Genomic DNA, 22,457 nt, shown 5'->3' with positions numbered 1-22,457 from the left:
CCTGAATACTTCAGTACTTCTTATTGAATATACACAATCAGCTGATTGGCAGTAAAATCAAAGATTTGTAAAATTATGCCGAGCGCCGTTATGTATTTGTACAGTGTATCATAATAGATCACACCATATTCTTTCTCGTAATGAGCAATTGGATAAGGATAATTTTGCTCGTCCGGTATCGGCAAGTACTTCCATGGCCTTGGTGAGTCTTTTGATTTTTCTGCATGAGCATCTGATAACTTGCTGTAAAGTCTTTCTGCCTTCTCTTTTGGGAAATCAAAGTATGTTACATTGCCATTTGCAGAAATCGGCGTCAGATTTTCCCGGATCCATTGAACAATCGGGTGCTCAATCGGCGCTGAATGGACACGTTTGAGAGATTGATTGAACTGTTCTTCCTGTATATCCTGTCTGTTGCGATAGGCAATATACAAAAAAATCATATTTTCTCCTCCTCAATTGAGCGTAATAAGTAGCACATCAAAGTATTCCGCACGGCAAAACTGCTGCCTGTATTATCAGTTTTTAATATTTTGTTCCCTGATCTCCATATTCCTCAAGCAATTCTTCAAAGCTTTTATTTTTCTCTCTTTCTTTACGTTCTTGAATCCGCTGTACTTTTTCCTGTTCTTTTTTTGTTTCTTCTATAGCTTTCATTTCTTGCTTCATTTCCTTTAATTTAGCGAGCATATCATCGCTAACTATATCTGAAAGAGATGAAGCGGAGTTATCTGCAGATTTTTCTTGCTGCTTTATAGCTGGCTTCCGTAATTTTTTGGACATTACAATCACTGCTTTCTGTTTACTAGAATTGTTGTGCTTTTCGATTTTTTTCAAAAAATAGCAAGGGGTTTGCATTGCCCTTATTCTCTGTAATTACGTACAATAGAAGAAGGGAGGTATGTGTATGTTTAGTCTACCAAAAAACGTGACACTAATCGAGGTTGGACCGCGCGATGGTTTGCAAAATGAAAATAATAGTATCCCGACAGATCAAAAACTAGCTTTTATTCACGCTTTGCAAAATGCAGGAATCAAAGAGATGGAGATCACGTCTTTTGTCTCTCCTAAATGGGTCCCCCAAATGGCAGATGCATCAGAGATAGTACATCGAGTAAAGAAACTAGGCAGACAACTCGTCCTGACACCGAATGCACGCGGCGCAGAAAATGCCCTTGAAGCCGGCGCAGAAAGTATCGCCGTCTTTGTGGGAGTAAGCGATACATTCAACAGGCATAATATTAACCGATCTACTGCGGAGAGTATGGAATTATTGCAGCCCATTATTACACAGGCAAAAGAAGACGGTCATTTTGTCAGAGCCTGTATTTCGACCGCTTTTCACTGTCCTTATGAGGGGTTCATTCCTCCTGCACAGACTATGGCACTGTGTCAGCAGTTTGTAAGAATGGGTGTCGACGAATTAAGCGTTGCAGATACAGATGGCATGGCGAATCCGTCGGCCAGTTATTCTTTATTCCTTGCACTGAAAGAGCAATTTCCGGACATACTGATTACAGCTCACTTCCATGATACGCGAAAATTAGGCTTGGCGAATATTTATGCTTCCTTGCAGGCAGGTGTCGACCGTTTTGACACATCCGCTGGCGGACTGGGCGGGTGTCCTTTCGCTCCCGGGGCTACGGGTAATGTCGCAACAGAAGACGTTTTATATTTGCTGGATTCACTGGAAATTGAAACAGGTATTGACAGAGAGAAGATTTGTGCCGCGGTGGATACAGTAGCACCGTATTTATCACGTCCTATTGAGACTGCTATGTATAATCTGTACAAAAGAAATCATTAAACGGAAAGGAGAATATTGTTGAAACGTAGAGTGATGTATGTCGCCGGAATTGCATCCAGTGTAGTAACGGCGTTTCTTACCATCTTCGGTATTGTCGTAACGAACCGACTGATGTACCTGAAAACGAAGGATTCCGAATTCATTTTACAGCGTGAAATGATTGCAAAACGCTTTGACCGGCAATGGTTTGAAACCGTAAGAAAAGATGATATTTGGATTCCTTCGCCTAATGGCTACAACTTGCGTGCGATTTTCCTTCGGCCTTTGGATACGACACGCACTGTCGTTATTTGCCACGGCGTGACTGAAAACAAAGTAAATTCCATAAAATATGCCCGATTGTTTGAAAAGCTGGGATTTAATTCTGTAATTTTTGACCATCGGCGCCATGGTGATTCCGGCGGCAAGACGACAAGTTTCGGATTTTATGAAAAAATGGACTTGAAAGAAGTGGTTTCAGCTGTCCGTAAACGCGTGGGCAAACGTGCGTTAATCGGAATTCATGGAGAATCAATGGGAGCTGCGACGACGCTGCTGTACGCCGGCACGTATGAGGATGAAGCAGATTTCTATATTTCTGACTGTCCTTTCTCTGATTTTTCTGAGCAGCTCTTGCATATTATTCGGACAGAACTTCCTTTTAAGACGTCCATGAGCTTGCGGATCGCCAACTTATTTTTAAAAATTCGGGATGGCTACACGTCTGCGGCAGTTTCACCGCGTGAAGTTATGAAATTCATCGACAAACCGGTATTGTTCATACACAGTATGGAAGACACGTTCATTTTGCCGCATATGACGGAAGAGCTGTATGATCTGAAAGAAGGCGATAAAATGATGAAACTTTTCGCAAAAGGTGCACATGCCAAATCATATAATGACAACCCAGAAGAATATTTACAGACCGTGCAAAGATTTTTAAATCGTTTTCAGTTATACTAATTAGCTTTTAAAAGTCAAAAAAACTCCGTGGCAGCTGGCAGCTGATCACGGAGTTTTACTTATTTTTTTTTAGCGGGCTTGTCCTGAACTTTATTCATTTGAGCCATCATTTGATTGATTTTCTTTTGTGAAGGTTTTTGTCCCATTTGCATCATCATCATACGCAACATCTGTTCATTAATTGGTGGATTTTCCTTCAAGTAATTCATCATATATTTACGCGCGATGAAAAAGCCGAGTGCGACTCCGCCGATCAAAGCGACGACGATCAATACAATTGCTAACCATAAATCCATTGCTGCCAATCCTCCCTCACTGAAAATAGTTCGATAACATACTACCAAGAAGGATTATACAACATAGCAGCAGTGAATAGCAATGACTGTTCGTAATTTGTGCGGAAGTTTTTACATCATTGCATTCTCCAGTATCATCCGCTCTGAATATTTAATTGGTTTCAGCCATCCGCATTCTTCCTGTTCATTCATGATTGCGAAAAATCGATCGGTGGAAGTGGACAGTGCGACGAATAAATCCAGGTCAAGCATTCGGGAACCCTGACAATACACTTGGATACAATGAGTGCTCACTTTAATAAAAACTTCTCCTTTAATCAGGTGGGTCAGCCGATATTCATGATGATGCGAGTCCACATGATCAAAGCATTTGGCCAGATTATGCTGAATGATATGATCCAATTCCTTTTGGTTTAACTGATCACATAAATATTCAATTTCCTGATAGTTCGCAGAAGGACTCACCGCTAATAACTCAAAAAGTAACCGTTCACGTCCCATTATGAAGGATTGATACGCAGACTTTATCTTAAATATTTCATACTTCCTCATAACGAACACCTCCTACTGTCTATCATAGGGCTTGTCTTATGTAAATCATGTCAGTTTACGGAAAACTTCATCACTATTATTGTCGTAAAGATGCATAAAAAAACACACGGCTCCGGTACTCAGCCCGGGCCGTGTGTAAATTATTTTCAGTTATTCAGCAGATTAGTCATTTCTTTCACGACATTCTCCACGGTAAAGCCATACTTCTCGATTACCAAGTCCCCAGGGGCACTGGCACCGAATGTATCGATTGCCATGACAGTTCCTTCATCACCTGAATATTTATGCCATCCAAGCGACGCGCCCATCTCGATTGCTACTCTCTTCTTCACATTCTTAGGCAGAACTGACTCTTTATATGCCTGATCTTGTTTCTCAAAGAGATCCCATGAAGGCATTGATACGACACTGACGTCGATATCCTGTTCTTTTAATGCTTTCTGAGCTGCAACAGCCAAACCAACTTCTGAACCGCTTGCCAGCAGCAAACCGTCAGCTTGCTCTTTGGCAGCAGGCGATACTACATATGCCCCTTTAGCTACATGAGTCATCGCAAGTTCTTTTGACTTCGGCAGCACTTCCAAGTTTTGTCTGGACAATACCAGAACAGTTGGCGTATCTTTTGATGTCGCTGCTGTGAGCCAGGCAGCGGATGTTTCATTGCCGTCTGCAGGGCGGATAATAGACAATCCTGGCATCGCACGCAGAGAAGCAAGTTGTTCTATTGGTTCGTGTGTTGGGCCGTCTTCTCCTACAGCCACACTGTCATGTGTGAATACATACGTTACAGGCAAGCCCATTAACGCAGACAGACGTATAGCAGGCCGTACGTAATCGCTGAACACGAAGAACGTGCCGCCGAATACTTTAACACCGCCATGGAGTGCCATACCGTTCAGCGCCGTTCCCATCGCAAATTCACGCACGCCGAACCAGATATTGCGTCCTGAGTAATCAGCCGCTGTAAAATCGCCTGCATTTTTAATTGTAGTCTTGTTTGAGCCTGCAAGATCCGCACTGCCGCCAAATAAAGCCGGCACAGCGTTTGCCAATGCATTAATTGAATCCCCAGATGCGGAGCGGGTCGCTACAGAAGCACCAGCCTCATAGACAGGCATCTGCTCCTGTAAATCAGCGGGAAGTTCATTGGCTACGGCTTGTTTGAATTGGGCTGCCAATTCTTGGTGTTCGTTGGCATAGCTCTCAAACAGCTCATTCCATTGCTGTTCTTTTTGCACGCCCAGTTCATCTGTTGCCGAATTGAATCGGTCATACACTTCTTCTGGGACATAGAAATCCTCTTCGAATGTCCACTTATAATACTCTTTTGTCAGAGCCATTTCTTCTTCTCCAAGAGGGGCGCCGTGCGCGTCTGCTTTACCTGACTTATTCGGAGATCCGTAACCGATGACAGTTTTTACTTCGATGATTGTCGGTCCGCCGCTGTTTTCTTTTGCTTGTTCAATTGCAGCTGATACAGATTTCGTATCGTTGCCGTCTTCTACACGCGCATAATTCCAGCCGTATGATTCAAAGCGTTTTCTGATATTCTCAGAAAACGACATATCCAAATCGCCATCTAAAGAAATGTCATTACTGTCATATAGTACGATCAATTTATCTAATTGCAGGTGACCAGCCATGGAAATAGCTTCAGCCGCTACTCCCTCCATAAGATCCCCGTCACCGCAAAGTGCGTACGTGTAGTGATCAACAATATTAAAGCCAGGTTTATTGTATGTTGCCGCAAGGTGCTTTTCAGCCATTGCCATTCCGACAGCCATACCAATCCCTTGGCCAAGCGGTCCTGTCGTCGCTTCGACTCCTGCTGTATGACCATACTCCGGGTGACCCGGCGTTTTTGAATCCCATTGTCTGAAATTCTTCAGATCATCAATCGTCAAGCCGTAGCCGCTTAAATGCAGCAAACTGTAAAGCAGCATGGAGCCATGTCCTGCTGAAAGCACAAAACGGTCACGATTGAACCATTGTGGGTTTGATGGATTATGGTGAAGATGCTGTGTCCATAATGTGTAAGCCATCGGTGCTGCGCCCATCGGTAATCCCGGGTGACCTGAATTTGCTTTTTCAATTGCGTCGATTGATAATGTCCGGATTGTCGTTATTGCCAGTTGATCGATTTTTTCGGTCATGCTGTACATCCTTTCCATCCTGCTCATATGAGTGTTTTATGGTACATATTCCTTCTCTAGTGTAGTCAATTCCCGAGATAATTACAATGTTATTCCGTTGCCTGCAGTCAATTCAGGGGTTTTTTGTTTGCTTTTGCTTCTTTGACTTTTTCAGGCGTGACATCATTACCTTCCGCATCGATTACTTTGACGGATTCGATTGTTTCACGCATTCCCGAACGGAACGTTTCGAGGTACTCTTTGCGTAATTGTGTCTGTTCTTTTGCTTCTTCAATCGATAAACCTGTTGTCTTCTTTTTATTTGCAAGCTCATTAATACGTTTCATTTTCTTTTCTGGCAGCATGTTATAAACCTCCACATATTTATTGTTCAACTAAAATGTAAACAACCTGGAGGAAAAGTGCAAACGATTAGTGTTCCTGCGCTATAAACTCTCTATATCTTCTATGAACTGTCGCTTTGCTGACTGTGTGGCCCAGTCCATTCAGCACATTGGCAATCTCTTCATAGGTGAGGCCTTTACTGCGCAGCGAGACAATCTCTTCCATGGGCAGCTCAAGTCTTTCACGCCCTGGGCCCTGATCGATATTATACAAGTTTTCAGATGGATTATAGCCTCTTTCAACAGCCCGCTTCATCCCTCTGCGTATTTTTGCATTATGTAGTTTCCGCTGATATTCTTCCACTATTGCAAGAATCTCCAGCAGCATGGTATCCATTTCGTTAAGTTCTATCGTCCCGTTGGAATGATTCGTAATTACTGCAGTATCACTCTTGGCAATAACATGCAAAATAGCCACCCGCGCATTCCCCCGTCCCAAACGTGTTTCATCTTGAATGAATACGGCATCTACAGCTCCGCTCTGAATATGATCCAGCATGGCAAGAAGCCCTTCGCGGTCCATATCATATCCGCTTTGACGGTCTGTATAAATCCCTTCACATGTGTAGGACAATTCTGCAGCCAATTTCTCAAGTTCTTCCTGCTGACGAACAATCGACTGCTCTTGTGTTTCTTTTTCTGTACTCACACGGCAATAGATTACGCAATTCTTTTCCTTCATCTTTCTCCCACTCCCATTTCAGCTACACGCATATCTGACTGTTTATTTATTTTAACAGGGACACGCAGTAATTCACCTGAAATGATCTGATCACTCTGTAATTCATTCAATGAGCGCACCTGTTTAATCCAATGTGCTGCAGGTATATCTTCTGAATAATTGGAAGCCAGCCCCCACAATGTATCTCCTTCATTAATAACTATTTCCATGTATTGGTCATCTTCTGCCAGTTTATCAAATTGCACCCATGCAAATGTTACACATACTGCCAGCAGTACCGCAAAATAATAATTGTTTTTAATAAATTCTTTCATAATCTCCATGATAACTCCTCCTAAAATATACGATTTAAGAATGCATGTTCGGAATACTTGTTCTTAATTATAAGAGAACATACGATTCCATGTCAAGTAAAATTAGAACCTTTGTTTGATTAGTAATCGAACACATGTTATACTATATTCAAAATAATGGTTCAGTATTCCATTGCTCGTAATCTTGCAGAAGAGGTGAATATGTTGAAAAAAATATCGAAGAGACAAGAAGAAATACTCGCTTTCATCAAAGATGAAGTCCGTTTAAAAGGATATCCCCCTTCCGTGCGCGAAATCGGAGAAGCTGTGGGACTTGCGTCAAGTTCAACCGTTCATGGGCATTTGTCGCGATTGGAAACCAAAGGATTCATCCGCCGGGACCCGACAAAACCCCGTGCTATCGAGATTTTAGATCCAGATGGTCTGGATGAGATGAAAAGCGGAGTTATGCACGTGCCGCTCATCGGTAAAGTTACAGCCGGCAATCCGATTACAACAGTTGAAAATATTGAAGAATACTTTCCATTGCCGGATACGTTCGGTTCTTCAGAAGATGAAATTTTCATGCTGGAGATTGTCGGAGACAGTATGATTGAAGCAGGAATCCTTAACGGTGACCGCGTAATCGTCAGACAGACGCATTCAGCAACCAACGGAGAAATTGTAGTGGCGATGACAGAAGAAGATGAAGCGACAGTGAAACGTTTCTTTAAAGAAAAAGATTATTTCCGTCTGCAGCCTGAAAACTCTTCCATGGAGCCGATCATCGTAGATCAGGTATCCATCCTTGGAAAAGTGGTCGGCGTCTACCGGATGATCCATTAAAAAAAGTGTATCGAGAACCGAAAACAGGTTCTTGATACACTTTTTTATTTATACTAGCTTTTTTTCCAGTAATTGTTCCATGGAATTCAGCACCGCTGATTTCACATGCTCATAAGTCAGTCCGCCCTGAATATAAGCCGTGTAAGGCGGTCTGATTGGACCGTCAGCAGTCAGTTCAATGCTCGATCCTTGTATGAATGTACCCGCCGCCATGATGACGTCGTCAGTATAGCCCGGCATATAAGAAGGCTCCGGCGCATACTGGGCATTGATCGGGGAATTTTGCTGGATCATCTGACAGAACGTTATCATTTGTTCAGCCGTGGAAAAATTCACTGATTGAATTAAATCCGTGCGCTGCTCACTATAATGAGGTGTCGTGTCCATCCCAAACATACCGAAAAATGCTGATGTGAACAATGCGCCTTTAACTGCCTGGCTCACTACATGAGGCGCCAGGAAGAATCCTTGATACATCTCCAGTAACGTATCCAGCGAAGCTCCTGCTTCTGCGCCTAAACCGGGAGATGTCATCCGGTATGCACATTTTTCTACCAGTCTTTTTTTTCCTGCTATATAACCGCCAGTTCTCGCCAGACCGCCTCCAGGATTTTTAATCAGTGACCCCGCCATCAAGTCTGCTCCCACTTCTGCAGGCTCTTTCATCTCGACGAATTCTCCATAGCAGTTGTCCACGAAAATTACAACATCCTCCTTGATCTTGCGCACTTCCTGAATGATGGCTTCAATTTCATGGATACGGAATGAAGGATTGCTCGAATACCCTTTTGAGCGTTGAATTGCAACCATTTTCGTTTTAGACGAAATGACTTCTTTTGCTTTTTCATAATCGACTGAACCGTCTTCATTCAAATCGATATGCCGGTAGGATATTTGATAGTCTTCGAGCGAGCCGGTATCTTTCCCGTTGCCGGAAATGATAGACTCCAGTGTGTCATAAGGCTTGCCTGTAATATAAAGCAGCTCATCGCCCGGGCGCAAAATCCCAAACAAGCTGATCGTAATTGCATGGGTGCCTGAAATAATTTGGTTTCTTACAAGACAGTCTTCCGCTCCAAACACATCGGAATACACTTGTTCTAATACATCACGGCCGCTGTCATCGTACCCATAGCCTGTAGAGCCCGATAAGTGGAAATCACTTACCTGATTCTGCTTAAATGCCTGAAGAACTTTTCGCTGGTTATAAAAAGCAATTTCTTCGACTGTTTTCACATACGGCGCAATCAGCTGTTCCGCTTCCTTCGATTTCGCCAGTAAGTCTTCATTAATTGGTGCAATTTGCATTATGTAGTACCTCATTTCATTTTGTCATCTTCTATTTTAGCAGATGCGCAAAGTTTGCCAAATGAAAGACAACAAAAAAACAGGCGGATGCCTGTTTATTGTTCATCTTTTAAGATAACTGGTTTTGAAGGAGCATAAGTTGAGATCGCATGTTTATAGATCAGCTGCTGTTTGCCTTCTGATTCCAGCAGGACCGTATAATTGTCATATGACTTGATCAGACCTTTCAACTGAAAACCATTGAGTAAAAAGATTGTTACAAATGTGTTGTTCTTGCGTAATGAATTTAAAAAAGTATCTTGCATGTTTCCTTGTGCCATTCAATTGCCTCCTTGTCTCTGTCCTTTATTTATTCCATACTTCTTTCTGAAAACCCTTTATTATTTCCAATGTTTTCTGATAAATCTCTTCACCTGACTGATCAGCTTCCACCCACCGCACAGGCAATTTATTGCGGAAGTATGTCAGCTGGCGCTTGGCGTAATTACGTGTGTTCTTTTTCACGGCTTCAATTGCCTGCTCTTTTGTCAGCAGCCCGTCAAAGTAAGATATCAATTCTTTATAGCCGATAGCCTGTACAGACTGCGTCTTTCGAATCCCTCTGTCCCAAAGGCTTTTCACTTCGTCAAACAGACCCATTTTGACCATTTCATCGACACGCTGACCGATTCGTTCATAAAGTATGTCTCTCGGAAGGTCGAGTCCGATGATCAGATGATGATACATTGGCATATTTCCTTGCTGCTGCTCATGATCCTGCTTTGTTTGTCCGGTCACTTCCAGAATTTCAAGCGCCCGCACTAACCGGCGATGGTTATTCGGATGGATTTTTTCCGCACTTTTTGGATCCAGCTCCGTAAGTCTTGCATGTAATTGCTCAGCACCTGCTTGTTCCAGCTCTTCTTCCAGCCGCGCCCGCACTGCAGGATCAGCCGCTTGTTCGGTGAATCGGTAATCAAATAATACGGATTGAACATACATGCCGCTGCCTCCTACAATAATAGGCAATTTTCCGCGTGATTGAATATCTTTAATCCACTGTCTGACTGCCTGCTGATACTCCGCCACAGAAAAGGATTCTGTCGGCTCTTTCACATCAAAAAAGTGATGCGGGATACCCCGCATCTCAGAAGGGTGAATCTTGGCTGTGCCGATATCAAGTTCTTTATATACTTGCATGGCATCGCCGTTGATAATTTCCCCATTCAACGAAGCGGCAAGTGCTGTGCTCAGTGCTGTTTTGCCTGAAGCAGTTGGTCCTACAACCGCCAGTACATCAATTGGTGCGTTCATTTCGTTTCATCCACTCCACAATAGTCGTATAGACTTGCTGATAATTGATTTCCTGAAGCATCTCATGTCTTCCGCCCTCATACAACTGAACAGTAACCTGCTGCTGGCTGGCTTTATTCAGCTGTTTCGCCACTTTCCAAACACCTTTCGCTTTATCCCCCACCGGATCATCTGTGCCTGACAGCAGTAAGATTGGCAAATCATCCGGGATATTACGTAAAAACTCTGGCGCTTCAAGCGAATTCATTCCTTCAAGAAGTACGCGAAACAGTTGTGCAGTCGGTACAAAACCGCATGCTTCATCTCGTTCATAATCCGCAACGCTTTCTGCATCGCGCGACAGCCAGGCAAATGATGTTTCACCCGGGAATAGCTTGGAGTAATTGCCGAATATCAATTCATTTAAAAACTCATCCGGCTGCCGGTCATCAAGCTTTCCTTCTCTGTAAGCCGCCAGTGCAATCGCCGCATGTGCTATGAACTCAGAATTACTGCCTGTGCCAGATAATATCACTGAATGGAGTGTGGAACCGTACAGTTGGATATAACGCCTGGCCACGAACGATCCCATACTATGTGCAAGCATTACCGCCGGCAGTTCTGCATACTCCAGTTGATAGGATTGGTTCACTTCAAACGCATCATCGACCAGCTGGTCAAAAGTGGCTGATTCTCCTAAATAACCATACGTGTGACCGTTTCCGGCAGCGGTCTTGCCATGCCCTCTTTGGTCATGCATCGTTACGGCATATCCTTCTGATAGCAAGTACTTGGCAAAGCGCGTATAACGCCCGCTATGCTCAGCTAATCCATGAATGATATGTACGCGGGCTTTTGGCTTTTGATCAGGCGCATAACATCTGCTGTAGATCTTTGTGCCGTCACGCATCTCTATCCACCGTTCTGTCATGAAACTGCACGCCCTTTCGCTTCAGCAACCGCATTCATCAAATCGTTTTCATGAACGGCCTTTTCATTGTCCGTGTAATTCAGTAATGCTGCCATATATTCAGTGACCTGTTTCGCCAATGATTCTACTGTATCGATTTGGAAATATAGATCCCCTTTGCGCCGAATAAAGAAATCACTTGGAGAGGTAACCATTTCATAATGAATACCGTATAAAATTTCTGCACGCAAACTGATTGGCAATGGATTCTCTTCTGTCGATATCGAATGTGCAAACTGGAAGACACGTTCACTGTTTCTTCCATAAAAAGATGCAATACGCGCACCTTGCTGGGGTGTTAAGCTGAATTGAGGCGCTCGTACAGCCTGCACATTTATAAATTCTTCCAGTGCGGCATCATCTGCAAAATCACTTCCTGAAACCGGTATATTTTTCGTCTGACATTGTTTAATAGAAGGCTTTTTTAATCGTTTAGTAATTCGGTCAACGACAACTTCCGCCATCTGACGGTAGCCCGTCAATTTTCCTCCGGCAATCGTCAGCAGTCCCGGCACAGTTTCCCATATCTCATCTTTCCTCGAGATTTCAGATGCATCTTTGCCTTCCTGTGCAATTAACGGCCGGATGCCCGCCCATGTGGATTCCACTTGATGACGCTGCAAGCGGACGCTCGGGAATATTTCATTTACTGCGTTGATAATATAGTGAATATCATCTTCCGTTGCGACGGGATGCTGTTTGTCTTCTGAATAGAAAGTATCTGTCGTACCAACGTACGTTTTATTATCACGGGGAATTGCAAACAGCATCCGGCCGTCTGAGTTATCAAAGTATACTGCCTGCCGCAGCGGAAAAACAGACTGATCCGTTACAATATGGACCCCTTTCGTAATATGCAGCTGCTTGTCCTGCTTACTGATAACTTTCTTCTGTAAATCATCCACCCACGGACCGGAAGCGTTCACTACCATCGATGCCGCCACAGAGAACCGTTCGCCTGACAGCTGATCGCTCAGCACTGCTCCGACGATGCGCTCGTTTTCAAAGTTAAACTGTTCACATTTCATGTAATTTACACATAGTGCACCTTTTTCAGCCGCTTTCTTCAAAACTTCAATGGTCAGGCGAGCGTCATCTGTCTGATATTCCACATAATATCCGCCGCCTTTCAGCTGCTTTTTTTTCAAAAGCGGTTCAAGTGCAGACGTTTCTTCTTTCGTCAGCATTTCGCGGCGTTCATTATGCTTTACACCTGCGAGTAAATCGTAGACAAGAAGCCCGGCGGATGTAGAATATTTTCCGTACGTTCCTTTTTTGTAGATGGGCAACAGCATCGGTCTGGACTTCGTTATATTACGTGAATTGCGGAAGACAATTTCACGTTCTTTCCCTGTTTCTGCTACAATTTTCACTTCCAGCTGCTTTAAATAACGCAAACCGCCATGTACAAGTTTCGTTGAACGGCTCGAAGTCCCAGCGGCAAAGTCTTGCATATCTACCAGAGCAACTGAAAACCCTCTTGCTGCTGCATCCAGTGCGATTCCTGCCCCTGTTATTCCTCCGCCGACAACCAGCACATCGAATGAAAATTGTTTCAAATCCTGAATTTTGTTTGCTCTTTCTACTGTAGAAAACATACTATCGCTCCTCTCTGAACTGCTTCGTCACATTACACGCTTGAACATTTTTTCCAATTCATAAGTTGTAAAATGAATCAGCACCGGCCGGCCGTGCGGACAGGTATACGGATTTTCACAAGTGCCCAAATCCGTCAGTAAACGCTCCATATCCTCTTGTCTTAAGAAATAATTAGCCTTAATAGATTTTTTACAGCTCATCATAATGGCGCTTTCTTCCCGCAGCTTTTCCACATCGACTTTTCTTTTATCCAAAACCTGCTCAATCATTTCTTCTATGATTGCGGCTGCCTGTCCCTCGGGAAACCAGGCAGGATATTCTTTTACTGTATACGTCGCCGGCCCGAATGCCTCCAAAAACACACCGACTTCTTCCAGTGCATCTTTGCATTCTTCTATCTTCACTTGTTCGTCTGCTGAATAATGAAAAACGAGAGGCAGCAGCAGCTGCTGACGTTCACCCGCATCCACCTGACCAAGCTTCACTTTGAAATACTCGTATTTAATCCGCTCTTGTGCTGCATGCTGATCGATTAAATAAAATCCATCTTCATTCTGTGCCACGATATAGGTGCCGTGGACTTGTCCGATTGGCACGATGGAAGGAAAGTGATTCGTTTCCTGTATTTCCTGCTCAAATACTGCAGGCTCTTCGATGACAGGCTCTGGCTCTGCAGGTGCTGGTTCTTCCTGCTGCTCAAAAACCGCTTCAGGAAATGCTGGCGCTGGGGCGGGCGGCTGATAGGTCTGCTGTTCGGCAGGCGCCGTTATTTCTGGCCGGCGATAGGCTGGCGTCCAAATTGTCTGCTGCTCCGATTCCCTTTTAACAGGCTTCTCCTTTTTCACAGCGTCCGGAATAATGGTCACCCCTTGTATTGCCTCCCGAATTGCATTTTTTATGAGAGACAGCAGTTCGCCTTCTTTACTGATCCGAATATGTCGCTTTGCAGGATGCACATTGACATCTGTTAATATAGGATCTGCAGTAATATCGATTACAGCTATGGGAAATCGGCCAATCGGCAAATACGTATGCATTGCATCAATTGCCGCCTGTGTTCCGGCATAACTTTTAATCCAACGTCCGTTCATCAGAAGGGAAATGTAGTTTTTTGATGCCCGTGTCATTTCAGGCAGTGTAATGAAACCTTTCACAGCGAAATCCGCATCTTCTTTTTGAAAAGATATCATTTTACGGGCCACTCCGAAGCCGTATATATCAGATAATACCCGCAATAAATCTCCTGAACCCGAAGTCCTGAGAATTTGATGCTGATCATGCGTCAAAGTGAAAGATATGTCTGGGTGGCTTAATGCCAGACGGTTGATTAAATCAATTGTATGACCAAGTTCTGTCTGAATGGTTTTCATATATTTTAAACGCGCGGGCGTATTAAAAAATAATTGCTCAATAAGGAAGTCTGTTCCTTTTCGGAGCGCCCCTGCTTCATGCTTGAGAACTTTTCCGCCTTCAATTTCAACGACCGCACCCTGTTCGCCGTCAGAAGTCCATAATGAAACTTTCGATACGGCCGCGATACTTGCCAATGCCTCCCCGCGAAATCCAAGCGTTCGGATCCGAAACAGGTCGTGTTCATTGGTAATTTTACTTGTGGCATGCCGTTCAAAACAGCGTATCGCGTCTTCCCCAGACATTCCGTTGCCGTTATCGGTCACACGGATTGAAGTCAGACCTGCCTCCACAAGCGATACTTCAATTTTGGTGCTTTGCGCATCAATCGCATTCTCCACCAGTTCCTTGACGATTGAAGCGGGGCGTTCCACTACTTCCCCCGCCGCAATTTTATTGGCCAGTGTGTCATTCATAATGTGAATTTGATTCATCCGCTTCACCCTTCCTTATCGGTCATCAGCCGTTCCTTCCATTCCATTAATTTCTGCATCGTTTGCATTGGTGTCATATTCATTAAATCCACTGTTTTTATTTCCTTCAGCAGCTTCTCCCGTTCGTTTGACAGGGCGGGTTCATCATGCGCATCAAATAAGGCAAGCTGTTCCGATACCGCCGCTTTTGTTGTACTATCTTTTTCAAATTGCTGCAACAGAGTTTTTGCGCGGCTGACTACTTCACCAGGCAGTCCTGCCAGTTCCGCAACATGAATCCCGTAACTTCGGTCAGCTGCTCCCGGCAACACCTTATGCAGGAATACGACTTTGCCGTCCTGTTCTTTTGCTGCCACATGAACATTTACTAAGCGCGCCAGCACGTCTTCCAACTTGGTCAATTCATGATAATGGGTGGAAAATAACGTATTGGCTCCGATTTCTTCATGGATGTATTCCATCATTGCCTGCGCAAGTGCCATGCCATCATAAGTAGATGTCCCGCGGCCGATTTCATCAAATAACAGCAGGCTGCTGGATGATGCGTGAGCAAGAGCATACTGTGACTCCATCATCTCCATCATGAACGTACTTTGTCCCGATGCCACGTCATCTGCCGCACCAATCCTTGTGAATATTTGATCTGTAATAGGCAGCAAGGCAGTCTCACACGGTACAAAGCAGCCGATTTGCGCCATCACTACCGTAAGCGCCACCTGACGCATATACGTACTTTTACCGGACATATTCGGGCCGGTGATGAGCAGCATATTCTCGTCTTCGGCAAGCGTGCAGGAATTTGGAATATACAGTGAGTGATTCATCATTTTCTCTACAACAGGATGCCGGCCATTTTGTATATCGAGTGCCCGGCCTGTATGAAATTGCGGACGGACATACTGATTTTTTTCAGACACTTTTGCAAATGCCAATAACACATCCAGTTCACTGATGACGGAAGCTAACTGCTGAATGCGCTGCACATCGCTTTTTACCTGTTCACGGATTGACTGGAACAAATCCAGTTCTAATGTCTGGCTGTCTGCCTCAGCGTTCAGAATCAGTTCCTCTTTTTCTTTCAGTTCTGCCGTTATGTATCGCTCGGCATTGGCCAATGTCTGTTTACGCTCGTAACGGGACAAGTCTGCCAAGTGAATATTGGATTTGGTGATTTCTATATAATAGCCGAAAATCCGGTTATAGCCGATTTTCAATGTTTTAATACCAGTCAGCTGCCGCTCTTGTTGCTCTAGCTGCGCCAGCCACGTCTTCCCATTACGTGACGCATCCCGCAATTCATCCAGTTTTTCATTGTAGCCGTCACGTATCAGTCCGCCATCTTTTACAGATATAGGCGGGTTGACTGCAATCGCATCTGTCAGCAGCTGAAACGTTTCGCTGCACGGATCCATTCGATCCGCCAATCGCTGCAGCATAGGACGGCCCGATTCTTCGAGCAGCTGTTTTAATTTCGGAATGTGTGATAATGAATTCCGTAACTGTGCCAGATCCCGTGCACTTGCACTGCCCATGGATATTCTTCCTGCCAGGCGTTCCACGTCATATACGTCATGCAGCTCTTCCAAAAGTTCTTCACGCAAGAAAAATTCATCCAATAAATTACTTACGGTTTCCAGGCGGTCTTCAATGGCTTGACGCTGTGCAAGGGGCTGGTGAATCCACATGCGCAGTTTTCTGGCGCCCATCGCTGTGACTGTTTCATCAAGCACCCAGAATAATGTTCCTTCCTTTTTGCCCGAACGGATAGTTTGAACAAGCTCTAAATTCCGCATAGAATTCGCATCAATGGATAACTTTGCATCTTTTTCGATATAAACGAAAGGACGAAGATGACCGAAGACCATTTTTTGCATGCGCAGCAGGTATGATTGCAACTTGCGGCAGGCTTCCTGCAATTGCTCGGGGAGATGTTCATAAGTGTCGCGGCCGATCGTCCCCGCATGCTCGGTATCTTCAATGGACAGCATAATTTCACGGCTTTCAAACAGGTCTGCCAGCATCACATGGAGCTGTTGATCTACAACGATTTCCTTCATTCCAAGTGATTCGATTTCGGCCAGCAAAGTCCGCTCGCTTCCTTCTATCAGCTCTACTTTCCCTTCACCTGTTCCTACATCCAGGTATGCCAATGCATAACATTGATTCCCGAGGCTGTCGATTGCACCGATGAAATGATTGGCTTCGGTATCTATCGTTTTCCCTTCAGTCAATGTCCCAGGCGTAATGACTTTGACAACTTCACGTTTCACAATTCCCTTTACTGAGCGCGGATCTTCCATCTGCTCACAAATCGCCACTTTATGGCCTTTCTGTATTAACGTTTCAATATACCCAGTGGCAGAATGGTACGGTATGCCGCACATTGGAATGCGGTCTCTTGCACCGGAGTCCCTGCTCGTTAATGTGATTTCCAAAATGGAAGATGCATTGACCGCATCTTCAAAGAACATTTCATAAAAGTCCCCTAACCGGAAAAATAGAAATGCATCTGTGTACTGTTCTTTAATTTTTAAATACTGCTGTATCATTGGTGTATGCTCAGACATGGTAAACCCTCTTTTACTCGATCATTTTCTCTTCATTATATCAAACAGCCCCGAAGTTAACGAATCAAAAGGGATTGTTGTTTTTTTCAATTAAAAGGTGATTGGCAACATAAAATAAATTGCCCTGTCCCTGTAAAGCGGAAATAAGCCATACAGAACAATTTTGTTCTGTGTGGCTTATTTTGGGAATCCAGTATAAAATCCAGACTTATTGATCATATGCAGGATGTATAACCGGGTTATTTATTCATGAACGATTTAATTTCTTCTTCAGGCATAGATGAATCGCACTTCACATGCACTGAGCTGCCGTCAGTATAGACGAAGCCTGGTACCGTAGGAATCTCGTATTCATTTCGGAACGCTGTAATTCCTTTCATGTCAGACGCTTCTGCGCTATCGACATAGTAAATATGAGTGTTTGTTTCTTCAGATGCTTTTTTCAATTTCCCAACGAATTTTTGGCAATATGGACATACAGACTTGCCAATATAGATGACAGCCTCGTCTTCCCCTTTAACCAGATCCAGTGCTTTTGCAGAATCAATTTTATCAAATGCAGCTACAGTTTCTTCATAAGCAGTAAACATCAGTCAAAACTCCTTTCTCTTCTTTCATTAGTATAACGCAATGGATACATGTTAAAAAAGGTTTTGCTTACTTCGCTGACTGTCAGCGTTTCGAAACTGCTTCTGTCCTGTTGAATAAATGTACTGTCCATGCACGCATAATGACTGACCATGTCCTCATGCTTTATTCTTTGTAGCTGAACCCAAAATAAAAAAAGCCGGTAAAACTCCCGGCTTTTAAAATGGTGAATCTTTACGCTTTGGCGGCTGATGAGGCTGTTCTTTATTCACACTATCTTTATTTGTCTTATCTTCCATAACGACAGAGGTAGATTCTGATTCTATTTCAGCCATCGGCCATTCTTCGTCATACGGATGCGGATGAATGGTGACAGAGACTTTTGTTTCACCGATCATTTCCACCAATAACTCTCTTTCAATGGAAATTGAGAAGTTTTGGCCGCATTCAGAAATACTGGCTTCCGTACAATTTGGATGCTGCAGCACCGTTACGATTGTCTCTTCTTTCGCAGAGGTGGGTTCATCCCGGTAATGTAATGCAATCTTATCCTTGTAAGGAACAGATTCCGTAAAAACGGATGTTTTGGAGTGATCATGATGCGAGTACCAAACATTTACATCAAAACTGCCCGTTACTTCCACATGTGAGCCGACCTTTTTTGCCTGGTGCGTGTGGTTGATTACCCAGCAACCTAAAATGCTGGAAGGACGATTAGGCGGCTTCAGCGTCACGTTGGAATCTGAACGGTGCTTCCCTTTGGCGATAACAGCTTTGGTCACAATTTGTCGTAAGTTTTTCAGTTTTCTTCCTCCTTCTTAGGCTTCTATCCATCCTATGCAACAGCAGCCCAAAAATTGAAAAAATCGGCAAGGAATTTTCTCCTTAGCCGATTTAATATTTACGACAATGATTTTTTCTGCGTATTCTCTACATATGAGCCTGTTTCGCCGCGCAATAAATCGCCGCCTGTTGATTCAATAATTTCATCTGTTACGCTGTTTGCGATTGTATTGGAAACCAACTGAAGCAAGTTATTGACTTCGTCCTGTGACTGTTTGAACTCCTGAACTAATGGAATTTCATCAATTTCGCCTTGAACCTGCTCAATTTTCTTCTCAATTGCTTTCAATGCGCGTTCTTTTTCGTAGTTCTGGAAGTTTACAGCCTGAGTTTGAAGTGATTTCAAGCTTGCGATCTTTTCACGCACTTTTTGATTTTCATTAATTTGTGCTTCTGCACGCTTATAGAATTCAACCTCTTCCGTGTTTGCCAGCATGTGCGCCAGCTCGCGCGCTTTTTCTATAATTTCGTCTTTCGTAAACGTTTTTTCCATTATAACATCACCTTTTCCTCTTTGACCACTCCGATGAATTCACCGTTGAGTGACCATGATTTTGCTTCTTTAATCTGTACTTCTACGATCTCACCGATTACAGAACGCGGTCCTGCAAAATTCACCAGCTTATTTTTCTCGGTATAACCGGCGAGCACGTCAGGGTTTCGCTTACTTTCCCCTTCGACGAGCACTTTTACAATCTGTCCTTCATAGGGCTTCATCGCTTCTGCAGACAGTTCGTTTACAAGTTTATTTAAACGCTGTAAACGCTCCTTTTTTACTTCCATTGATACATTATCCTGCATCTTCGCAGCAGGTGTTCCTTCACGCGGTGAATAAATATATGTGAACGCCATGTCAAAGCCGACTTCACGATAAAGTGACATCGTTTCTTCAAACTGTTCGTCTGTTTCATTAGGGAAACCAACGATTATATCTGTCGTCAATGACGCATTTGGGATCGCAGCTCTGATTTTATCCACTAACTCCAAATAACTTTCGCGTGTATATTTACGGGCCATGATTTTCAGCATATCCGTCGAACCTGATTGAACCGGCAAATGAATATGATCGACAAGATTGCCGCCTTTTGCAAGCACTTCAATTAAGTGATCATCGAAATCACGCGGATGACTGGTTGTGAAACGGATCCTAGGAATATCAATTAACCGCAATTCATCCATCAGGTCTCCAAGCCGATAATTGATGTCCTCGAAGTCTTTGCCGTACGCATTGACGTTCTGACCAAGCAAGGTGATCTCTTTATACCCTTCTGCGGCCAGCTGCCGGACTTCCTGAATGATATCCTTCGGCCGTCTGCTGCGCTCTTTTCCGCGTGTATACGGCACGATACAATACGTACAGAACTTATCGCATCCGTACATAATATTAACCCATGCTTTGATCTTGCCGTGGCGGACTTTCGGCAAATCTTCAATCACGTCGCCTTCTTTTGACCACACTTCTATGACCATCTCTTTGGACATATATGCCTCATGTAAAATGTTCGGTAATCGGTGGATATTATGCGTCCCAAAAATCATATCTACTTGATCATACGTTTTTAATATTTTATTTACAACGGATTCTTCCTGAGACATGCAGCCGCACACCCCGATTAATAAATCAGGCTTTTCCGTTTTGAGCGGTTTATAGTGACCCAGTTCACCAAACACTTTGTTTTCCGCGTTTTCTCGTATGGCACAAGTGTTCAGCAAGATGACATCTGCATCTTTAACGTTGTCTGTGGCTTCATAACCAAGTGCCATAAGGATACCTGCGATGACTTCCGTGTCATGTTCATTCATCTGACAGCCAAAAGTGCGGATGAAAAACTTACGGCCTTGTCCCATCCCTTTAAAACGTTGATCTATTTGAAAGTTATCGTGATATTCCACTTCTTCTTTCCCGCGTTTTTTTGCGTCTTTCAGAGAAGGTCCGCTATACACAGACTCAAAATATTTACTGTAGTCTTTCTCTGCCGGTTTAGCTGTCGGTTTATCCTCTGTAGCGAGTCCAGCCTGCAGGCGCTGTTCTTCATTCATTGCAGTAGCCCCTTTCTATTACTTATCGGGAAATAAGCATACATGATGTTATTATACTGAACTTTCGCCGGATATGACAGCAAAGGGGAAAATTGTTGCTTGTTTGTCATGAAAGACAAAAGAGATTGGAGACTATTGAAAACACGCCACGTGATTTATCTTCCGGAATGAAGTCTGCCGCTTGCAGTTCGTCGTTTTATTGGATGGAGAGACGCTGTTCTGCCCGCAATATAAAAAAACTGAAGCTAAACTCTGCAGTAAGAGTTTGTCTTCAGTCTCATACCACAGATCTCATGGTATTTTACGTTCTACTTCCGATCCTTTTTTTCTACGAAGAGTTTGAGCGCTGTGCGCCCTTCTCCGTTGATTTCGATATCAGTGAATGCAGGCGCGCAAACTAGATCGCCTCCGCTTGGTGCTACGAATCCTCTTGCGATCGCAATTGCTTTTACTGCTTGATTTAATGCTCCGGCTCCGACTGCCTGAATCTCCGCATAGCCTTGTTCACGAATGACCGCAACTAATGCACCAGCTACTGAGTTCGGATTCGAGCGGGAAGATACTTTCAAGGGACTCACGATATTTCCTCCTTATTTTGCAATGTCTATGGAACGCGTATATTCCATACAACATCCTATGATAAGCAAGAAGGTTTTAGACACCTCGAAAGTCAGTTTGTGAACGGGTGATCTTCGTTAATGCGAATTCGTTCAATTTTAGTCGCTTTTCCCGTTTTGTCATCCAATTCGACGAACATGCCGTTGAGTTGCGGCCGGCCCCTTTTTGGCACTTCAAACCGGCTGGGCAAATTAGTATAGAACCGATACAGCACATCCTCTTTTTTCATGCCAAGGATTTCATCATACGGACCTGTCATTCCTGCATCTGTCAAATAAGCAGTACCGCCAGGAAGAATCCGCTCATCGGCAGTCTGTACATGTGTGTGCGTCCCTACTACAACAGACGCTTTTCCATCAAGATGCCAGCCCATCGCAATTTTTTCACTCGTTGCTTCCGCATGGAAATCAACAAAAACAAGCGGCGATGTCTCCAATGCCTGTTCTACTAAATCATCCGCTTTCGCAAAAGGATCATCATGCGGCGGCAGAAATGTGCGGCCATGCAAATTAATTACAGAAAGTGTGACGCCATTTTTCGTGACAGACGTCATTCCTTTGCCTGGCGCCTGTTCAGAGAAGTTTGCCGGCCGGATTAAATAATCGACATCATCAATGAAATCATAAATTTCGCGCTGGTCCCACGTATGATTTCCCATCGTGATGACATCTACGCCGGCATGCAATAAATCATGATAAATAGATTTGGTAATCCCTCTGCCTGAAGCTGCGTTTTCTCCATTTGCGATAATAACATCCGCCTGGTATTTGCGTTTCAGACGCGATAAATAATCTGTCACCATTTCTCTGCCCATCGATCCAACAATATCTCCAATAAAAATTACTTTCATCTGT

Annotated in this window: 24 protein-coding genes; 3 read left to right on the top strand and 21 right to left on the bottom strand. The window is 43.8% G+C overall.

Going from position 1 to position 22,457, the window contains the following annotated elements; genetic code table 11:
- Positions 1–20 precede the first annotated feature (20 nt).
- Together SporoP33_RS14815 and SporoP33_RS14810 are read right to left on the bottom strand one after the other, a co-directional pair.
- Positions 21–443 (bottom strand): hypothetical protein, encoded by a 423-nt coding sequence (locus SporoP33_RS14815; RefSeq protein WP_081244445.1) that lies wholly within the window; start codon positions 441–443, stop codon positions 21–23.
- Positions 444–525: 82 nt separating this feature from the next.
- Positions 526–783 carry a YqkE family protein gene (locus SporoP33_RS14810; RefSeq protein ID WP_081244887.1) on the bottom strand — a complete coding sequence of 86 codons (258 nt, stop codon included), beginning with the start codon at positions 781–783 and terminating at the stop codon, positions 526–528.
- A 124-nt stretch (positions 784–907) separates the two neighbouring features.
- On the opposite strand from SporoP33_RS14810, the gene SporoP33_RS14805 reads away from it, so the two are divergent.
- Positions 908–1,807, top strand: coding sequence for a hydroxymethylglutaryl-CoA lyase (locus tag SporoP33_RS14805; protein WP_081244444.1), 900 nt, complete (start codon positions 908–910; stop codon positions 1,805–1,807).
- 18 nt (positions 1,808–1,825) lie between these two features.
- Positions 1,826–2,749, top strand: coding sequence for an alpha/beta hydrolase (locus SporoP33_RS14800; RefSeq protein ID WP_081244443.1), 924 nt, complete (start codon positions 1,826–1,828; stop codon positions 2,747–2,749).
- 59 nt (positions 2,750–2,808) lie between these two features.
- Here SporoP33_RS14800 and SporoP33_RS14795 read toward each other — a convergent pair whose 3' ends face one another.
- From SporoP33_RS14795 to SporoP33_RS14770, 6 genes are all read right to left on the bottom strand, one after another.
- Entirely contained in the window at positions 2,809–3,045 is a 237-nt protein-coding gene (locus SporoP33_RS14795) for a YneF family protein (RefSeq protein WP_081244442.1), read from the bottom strand.
- A gap of 111 nt (positions 3,046–3,156) precedes the next feature.
- The gene (gene sirA / locus SporoP33_RS14790; protein WP_081244441.1) at positions 3,157–3,597 is read right to left on the bottom strand and encodes a sporulation inhibitor of replication protein SirA; all 441 of its coding nucleotides are present in this window, start codon (positions 3,595–3,597) and stop codon (positions 3,157–3,159) included.
- A gap of 146 nt (positions 3,598–3,743) precedes the next feature.
- Complete coding sequence (gene tkt, locus SporoP33_RS14785; RefSeq protein ID WP_081244886.1) at positions 3,744–5,750, bottom strand: transketolase; 2,007 nt, start codon at positions 5,748–5,750, stop codon at positions 3,744–3,746.
- 107 nt (positions 5,751–5,857) lie between these two features.
- Complete coding sequence (locus SporoP33_RS14780; RefSeq protein WP_081244440.1) at positions 5,858–6,094, bottom strand: DUF896 domain-containing protein; 237 nt, start codon at positions 6,092–6,094, stop codon at positions 5,858–5,860.
- Between the two features lie 67 nt (positions 6,095–6,161).
- Complete coding sequence (locus SporoP33_RS14775; protein WP_081244439.1) at positions 6,162–6,815, bottom strand: YneB family resolvase-like protein; 654 nt, start codon at positions 6,813–6,815, stop codon at positions 6,162–6,164.
- Positions 6,812–7,138, bottom strand: coding sequence for a cell division suppressor protein YneA (locus SporoP33_RS14770; protein ID WP_081244438.1), 327 nt, complete (start codon positions 7,136–7,138; stop codon positions 6,812–6,814). The genes SporoP33_RS14775 and SporoP33_RS14770 overlap by 4 nt, the downstream gene beginning before the upstream one ends.
- Positions 7,139–7,333: 195 nt before the next feature.
- On the opposite strand from SporoP33_RS14770, the gene lexA reads away from it, so the two are divergent.
- Positions 7,334–7,954 (top strand): transcriptional repressor LexA, encoded by a 621-nt coding sequence (lexA, locus tag SporoP33_RS14765; RefSeq protein WP_081244885.1) that lies wholly within the window; start codon positions 7,334–7,336, stop codon positions 7,952–7,954.
- 48 nt (positions 7,955–8,002) lie between these two features.
- On the opposite strand, the gene SporoP33_RS14760 is transcribed toward lexA, so the two are convergent.
- The 13 genes from SporoP33_RS14760 to SporoP33_RS14700 form a co-directional block, all read right to left on the bottom strand.
- Positions 8,003–9,262 (bottom strand): methionine gamma-lyase family protein, encoded by a 1,260-nt coding sequence (locus SporoP33_RS14760; RefSeq protein ID WP_081244437.1) that lies wholly within the window; start codon positions 9,260–9,262, stop codon positions 8,003–8,005.
- 95 nt (positions 9,263–9,357) lie between these two features.
- Positions 9,358–9,582, bottom strand: coding sequence for an RNA chaperone Hfq (gene hfq, locus SporoP33_RS14755; protein ID WP_081244436.1), 225 nt, complete (start codon positions 9,580–9,582; stop codon positions 9,358–9,360).
- 25 nt (positions 9,583–9,607) lie between these two features.
- Complete coding sequence (gene miaA / locus SporoP33_RS14750; protein ID WP_081244435.1) at positions 9,608–10,555, bottom strand: tRNA (adenosine(37)-N6)-dimethylallyltransferase MiaA; 948 nt, start codon at positions 10,553–10,555, stop codon at positions 9,608–9,610.
- Positions 10,539–11,465 carry an alpha/beta hydrolase gene (locus SporoP33_RS14745; RefSeq protein WP_081244434.1) on the bottom strand — a complete coding sequence of 309 codons (927 nt, stop codon included), beginning with the start codon at positions 11,463–11,465 and terminating at the stop codon, positions 10,539–10,541. Before SporoP33_RS14745 ends, miaA begins: the two co-directional genes overlap by 17 nt.
- Complete coding sequence (locus tag SporoP33_RS14740; protein WP_081244433.1) at positions 11,462–13,102, bottom strand: glycerol-3-phosphate dehydrogenase/oxidase; 1,641 nt, start codon at positions 13,100–13,102, stop codon at positions 11,462–11,464. The genes SporoP33_RS14745 and SporoP33_RS14740 overlap by 4 nt, the downstream gene beginning before the upstream one ends.
- Before the next feature lie 27 nt (positions 13,103–13,129).
- Entirely contained in the window at positions 13,130–14,947 is a 1,818-nt protein-coding gene (mutL, locus tag SporoP33_RS14735) for a DNA mismatch repair endonuclease MutL (RefSeq protein WP_081244432.1), read from the bottom strand.
- Positions 14,948–14,952: 5 nt separating this feature from the next.
- A complete protein-coding gene (gene mutS / locus SporoP33_RS14730) occupies positions 14,953–17,514 on the bottom strand; it encodes a DNA mismatch repair protein MutS (RefSeq protein ID WP_081244431.1) in 2,562 nt (853 codons plus the stop codon).
- A gap of 239 nt (positions 17,515–17,753) precedes the next feature.
- The gene (locus SporoP33_RS14725) at positions 17,754–18,104 is read right to left on the bottom strand and encodes a DUF6568 family protein (RefSeq protein WP_081244430.1); all 351 of its coding nucleotides are present in this window, start codon (positions 18,102–18,104) and stop codon (positions 17,754–17,756) included.
- Between the two features lie 216 nt (positions 18,105–18,320).
- Positions 18,321–18,884 carry an outer spore coat protein CotE gene (gene cotE / locus SporoP33_RS14720; RefSeq protein ID WP_081244429.1) on the bottom strand — a complete coding sequence of 188 codons (564 nt, stop codon included), beginning with the start codon at positions 18,882–18,884 and terminating at the stop codon, positions 18,321–18,323.
- Positions 18,885–19,003: 119 nt separating this feature from the next.
- The gene (locus SporoP33_RS14715; RefSeq protein ID WP_081244428.1) at positions 19,004–19,438 is read right to left on the bottom strand and encodes a YlbF/YmcA family competence regulator; all 435 of its coding nucleotides are present in this window, start codon (positions 19,436–19,438) and stop codon (positions 19,004–19,006) included.
- On the bottom strand, positions 19,438–20,985 hold the full coding sequence (miaB, locus tag SporoP33_RS14710; protein WP_081244427.1) for a tRNA (N6-isopentenyl adenosine(37)-C2)-methylthiotransferase MiaB: 1,548 nt from the start codon (positions 20,983–20,985) through the stop codon (positions 19,438–19,440). Before miaB ends, SporoP33_RS14715 begins: the two co-directional genes overlap by 1 nt.
- Positions 20,986–21,293: 308 nt before the next feature.
- Positions 21,294–21,563 (bottom strand): stage V sporulation protein S, encoded by a 270-nt coding sequence (locus SporoP33_RS14705; protein ID WP_081244426.1) that lies wholly within the window; start codon positions 21,561–21,563, stop codon positions 21,294–21,296.
- Between the two features lie 92 nt (positions 21,564–21,655).
- Positions 21,656–22,453, bottom strand: coding sequence for a TIGR00282 family metallophosphoesterase (locus tag SporoP33_RS14700; protein ID WP_081244425.1), 798 nt, complete (start codon positions 22,451–22,453; stop codon positions 21,656–21,658).
- Positions 22,454–22,457 lie beyond the last annotated feature (4 nt).

This window comes from Sporosarcina sp. P33 (assembly GCF_002077155.1).
Taxonomy (GTDB): domain Bacteria; phylum Bacillota; class Bacilli; order Bacillales_A; family Planococcaceae; genus Sporosarcina.
This window is presented reverse-complemented; position numbering and strand designations above follow the sequence as displayed.

Bases quoted from the DNA above. Each gene is read 5' to 3' on its own strand.
- tkt (WP_081244886.1), bottom strand. From the start codon at position 5,750: ATGACCGAAAAAATCGATCAACTGGCAATAACGACAATCCGGACATTA.
- SporoP33_RS14715 (WP_081244428.1), bottom strand. From the start codon at position 19,438: ATGGAAAAAACGTTTACGAAAGACGAAATTATAGAAAAAGCGCGCGAG.
- SporoP33_RS14795 (WP_081244442.1), bottom strand. From the start codon at position 3,045: ATGGATTTATGGTTAGCAATTGTATTGATCGTCGTCGCTTTGATCGGC.
- SporoP33_RS14775 (WP_081244439.1), bottom strand. From the start codon at position 6,815: ATGAAGGAAAAGAATTGCGTAATCTATTGCCGTGTGAGTACAGAAAAA.
- SporoP33_RS14815 (WP_081244445.1), bottom strand. From the start codon at position 443: ATGATTTTTTTGTATATTGCCTATCGCAACAGACAGGATATACAGGAA.
- miaA (WP_081244435.1), bottom strand. From the start codon at position 10,555: ATGAACGCACCAATTGATGTACTGGCGGTTGTAGGACCAACTGCTTCA.
- miaB (WP_081244427.1), bottom strand. From the start codon at position 20,985: ATGAATGAAGAACAGCGCCTGCAGGCTGGACTCGCTACAGAGGATAAA.
- SporoP33_RS14780 (WP_081244440.1), bottom strand. From the start codon at position 6,094: ATGCTGCCAGAAAAGAAAATGAAACGTATTAATGAGCTTGCAAATAAA.
- hfq (WP_081244436.1), bottom strand. From the start codon at position 9,582: ATGGCACAAGGAAACATGCAAGATACTTTTTTAAATTCATTACGCAAG.
- SporoP33_RS14745 (WP_081244434.1), bottom strand. From the start codon at position 11,465: ATGACAGAACGGTGGATAGAGATGCGTGACGGCACAAAGATCTACAGC.
- SporoP33_RS14740 (WP_081244433.1), bottom strand. From the start codon at position 13,102: ATGTTTTCTACAGTAGAAAGAGCAAACAAAATTCAGGATTTGAAACAA.
- SporoP33_RS14725 (WP_081244430.1), bottom strand. From the start codon at position 18,104: ATGTTTACTGCTTATGAAGAAACTGTAGCTGCATTTGATAAAATTGAT.
- mutL (WP_081244432.1), bottom strand. From the start codon at position 14,947: ATGAATCAAATTCACATTATGAATGACACACTGGCCAATAAAATTGCG.
- SporoP33_RS14770 (WP_081244438.1), bottom strand. From the start codon at position 7,138: ATGGAGATTATGAAAGAATTTATTAAAAACAATTATTATTTTGCGGTA.
- SporoP33_RS14805 (WP_081244444.1), top strand. From the start codon at position 908: ATGTTTAGTCTACCAAAAAACGTGACACTAATCGAGGTTGGACCGCGC.
- SporoP33_RS14760 (WP_081244437.1), bottom strand. From the start codon at position 9,262: ATGCAAATTGCACCAATTAATGAAGACTTACTGGCGAAATCGAAGGAA.
- mutS (WP_081244431.1), bottom strand. From the start codon at position 17,514: ATGTCTGAGCATACACCAATGATACAGCAGTATTTAAAAATTAAAGAA.
- sirA (WP_081244441.1), bottom strand. From the start codon at position 3,597: ATGAGGAAGTATGAAATATTTAAGATAAAGTCTGCGTATCAATCCTTC.
- SporoP33_RS14700 (WP_081244425.1), bottom strand. From the start codon at position 22,453: ATGAAAGTAATTTTTATTGGAGATATTGTTGGATCGATGGGCAGAGAA.
- SporoP33_RS14810 (WP_081244887.1), bottom strand. From the start codon at position 783: ATGTCCAAAAAATTACGGAAGCCAGCTATAAAGCAGCAAGAAAAATCT.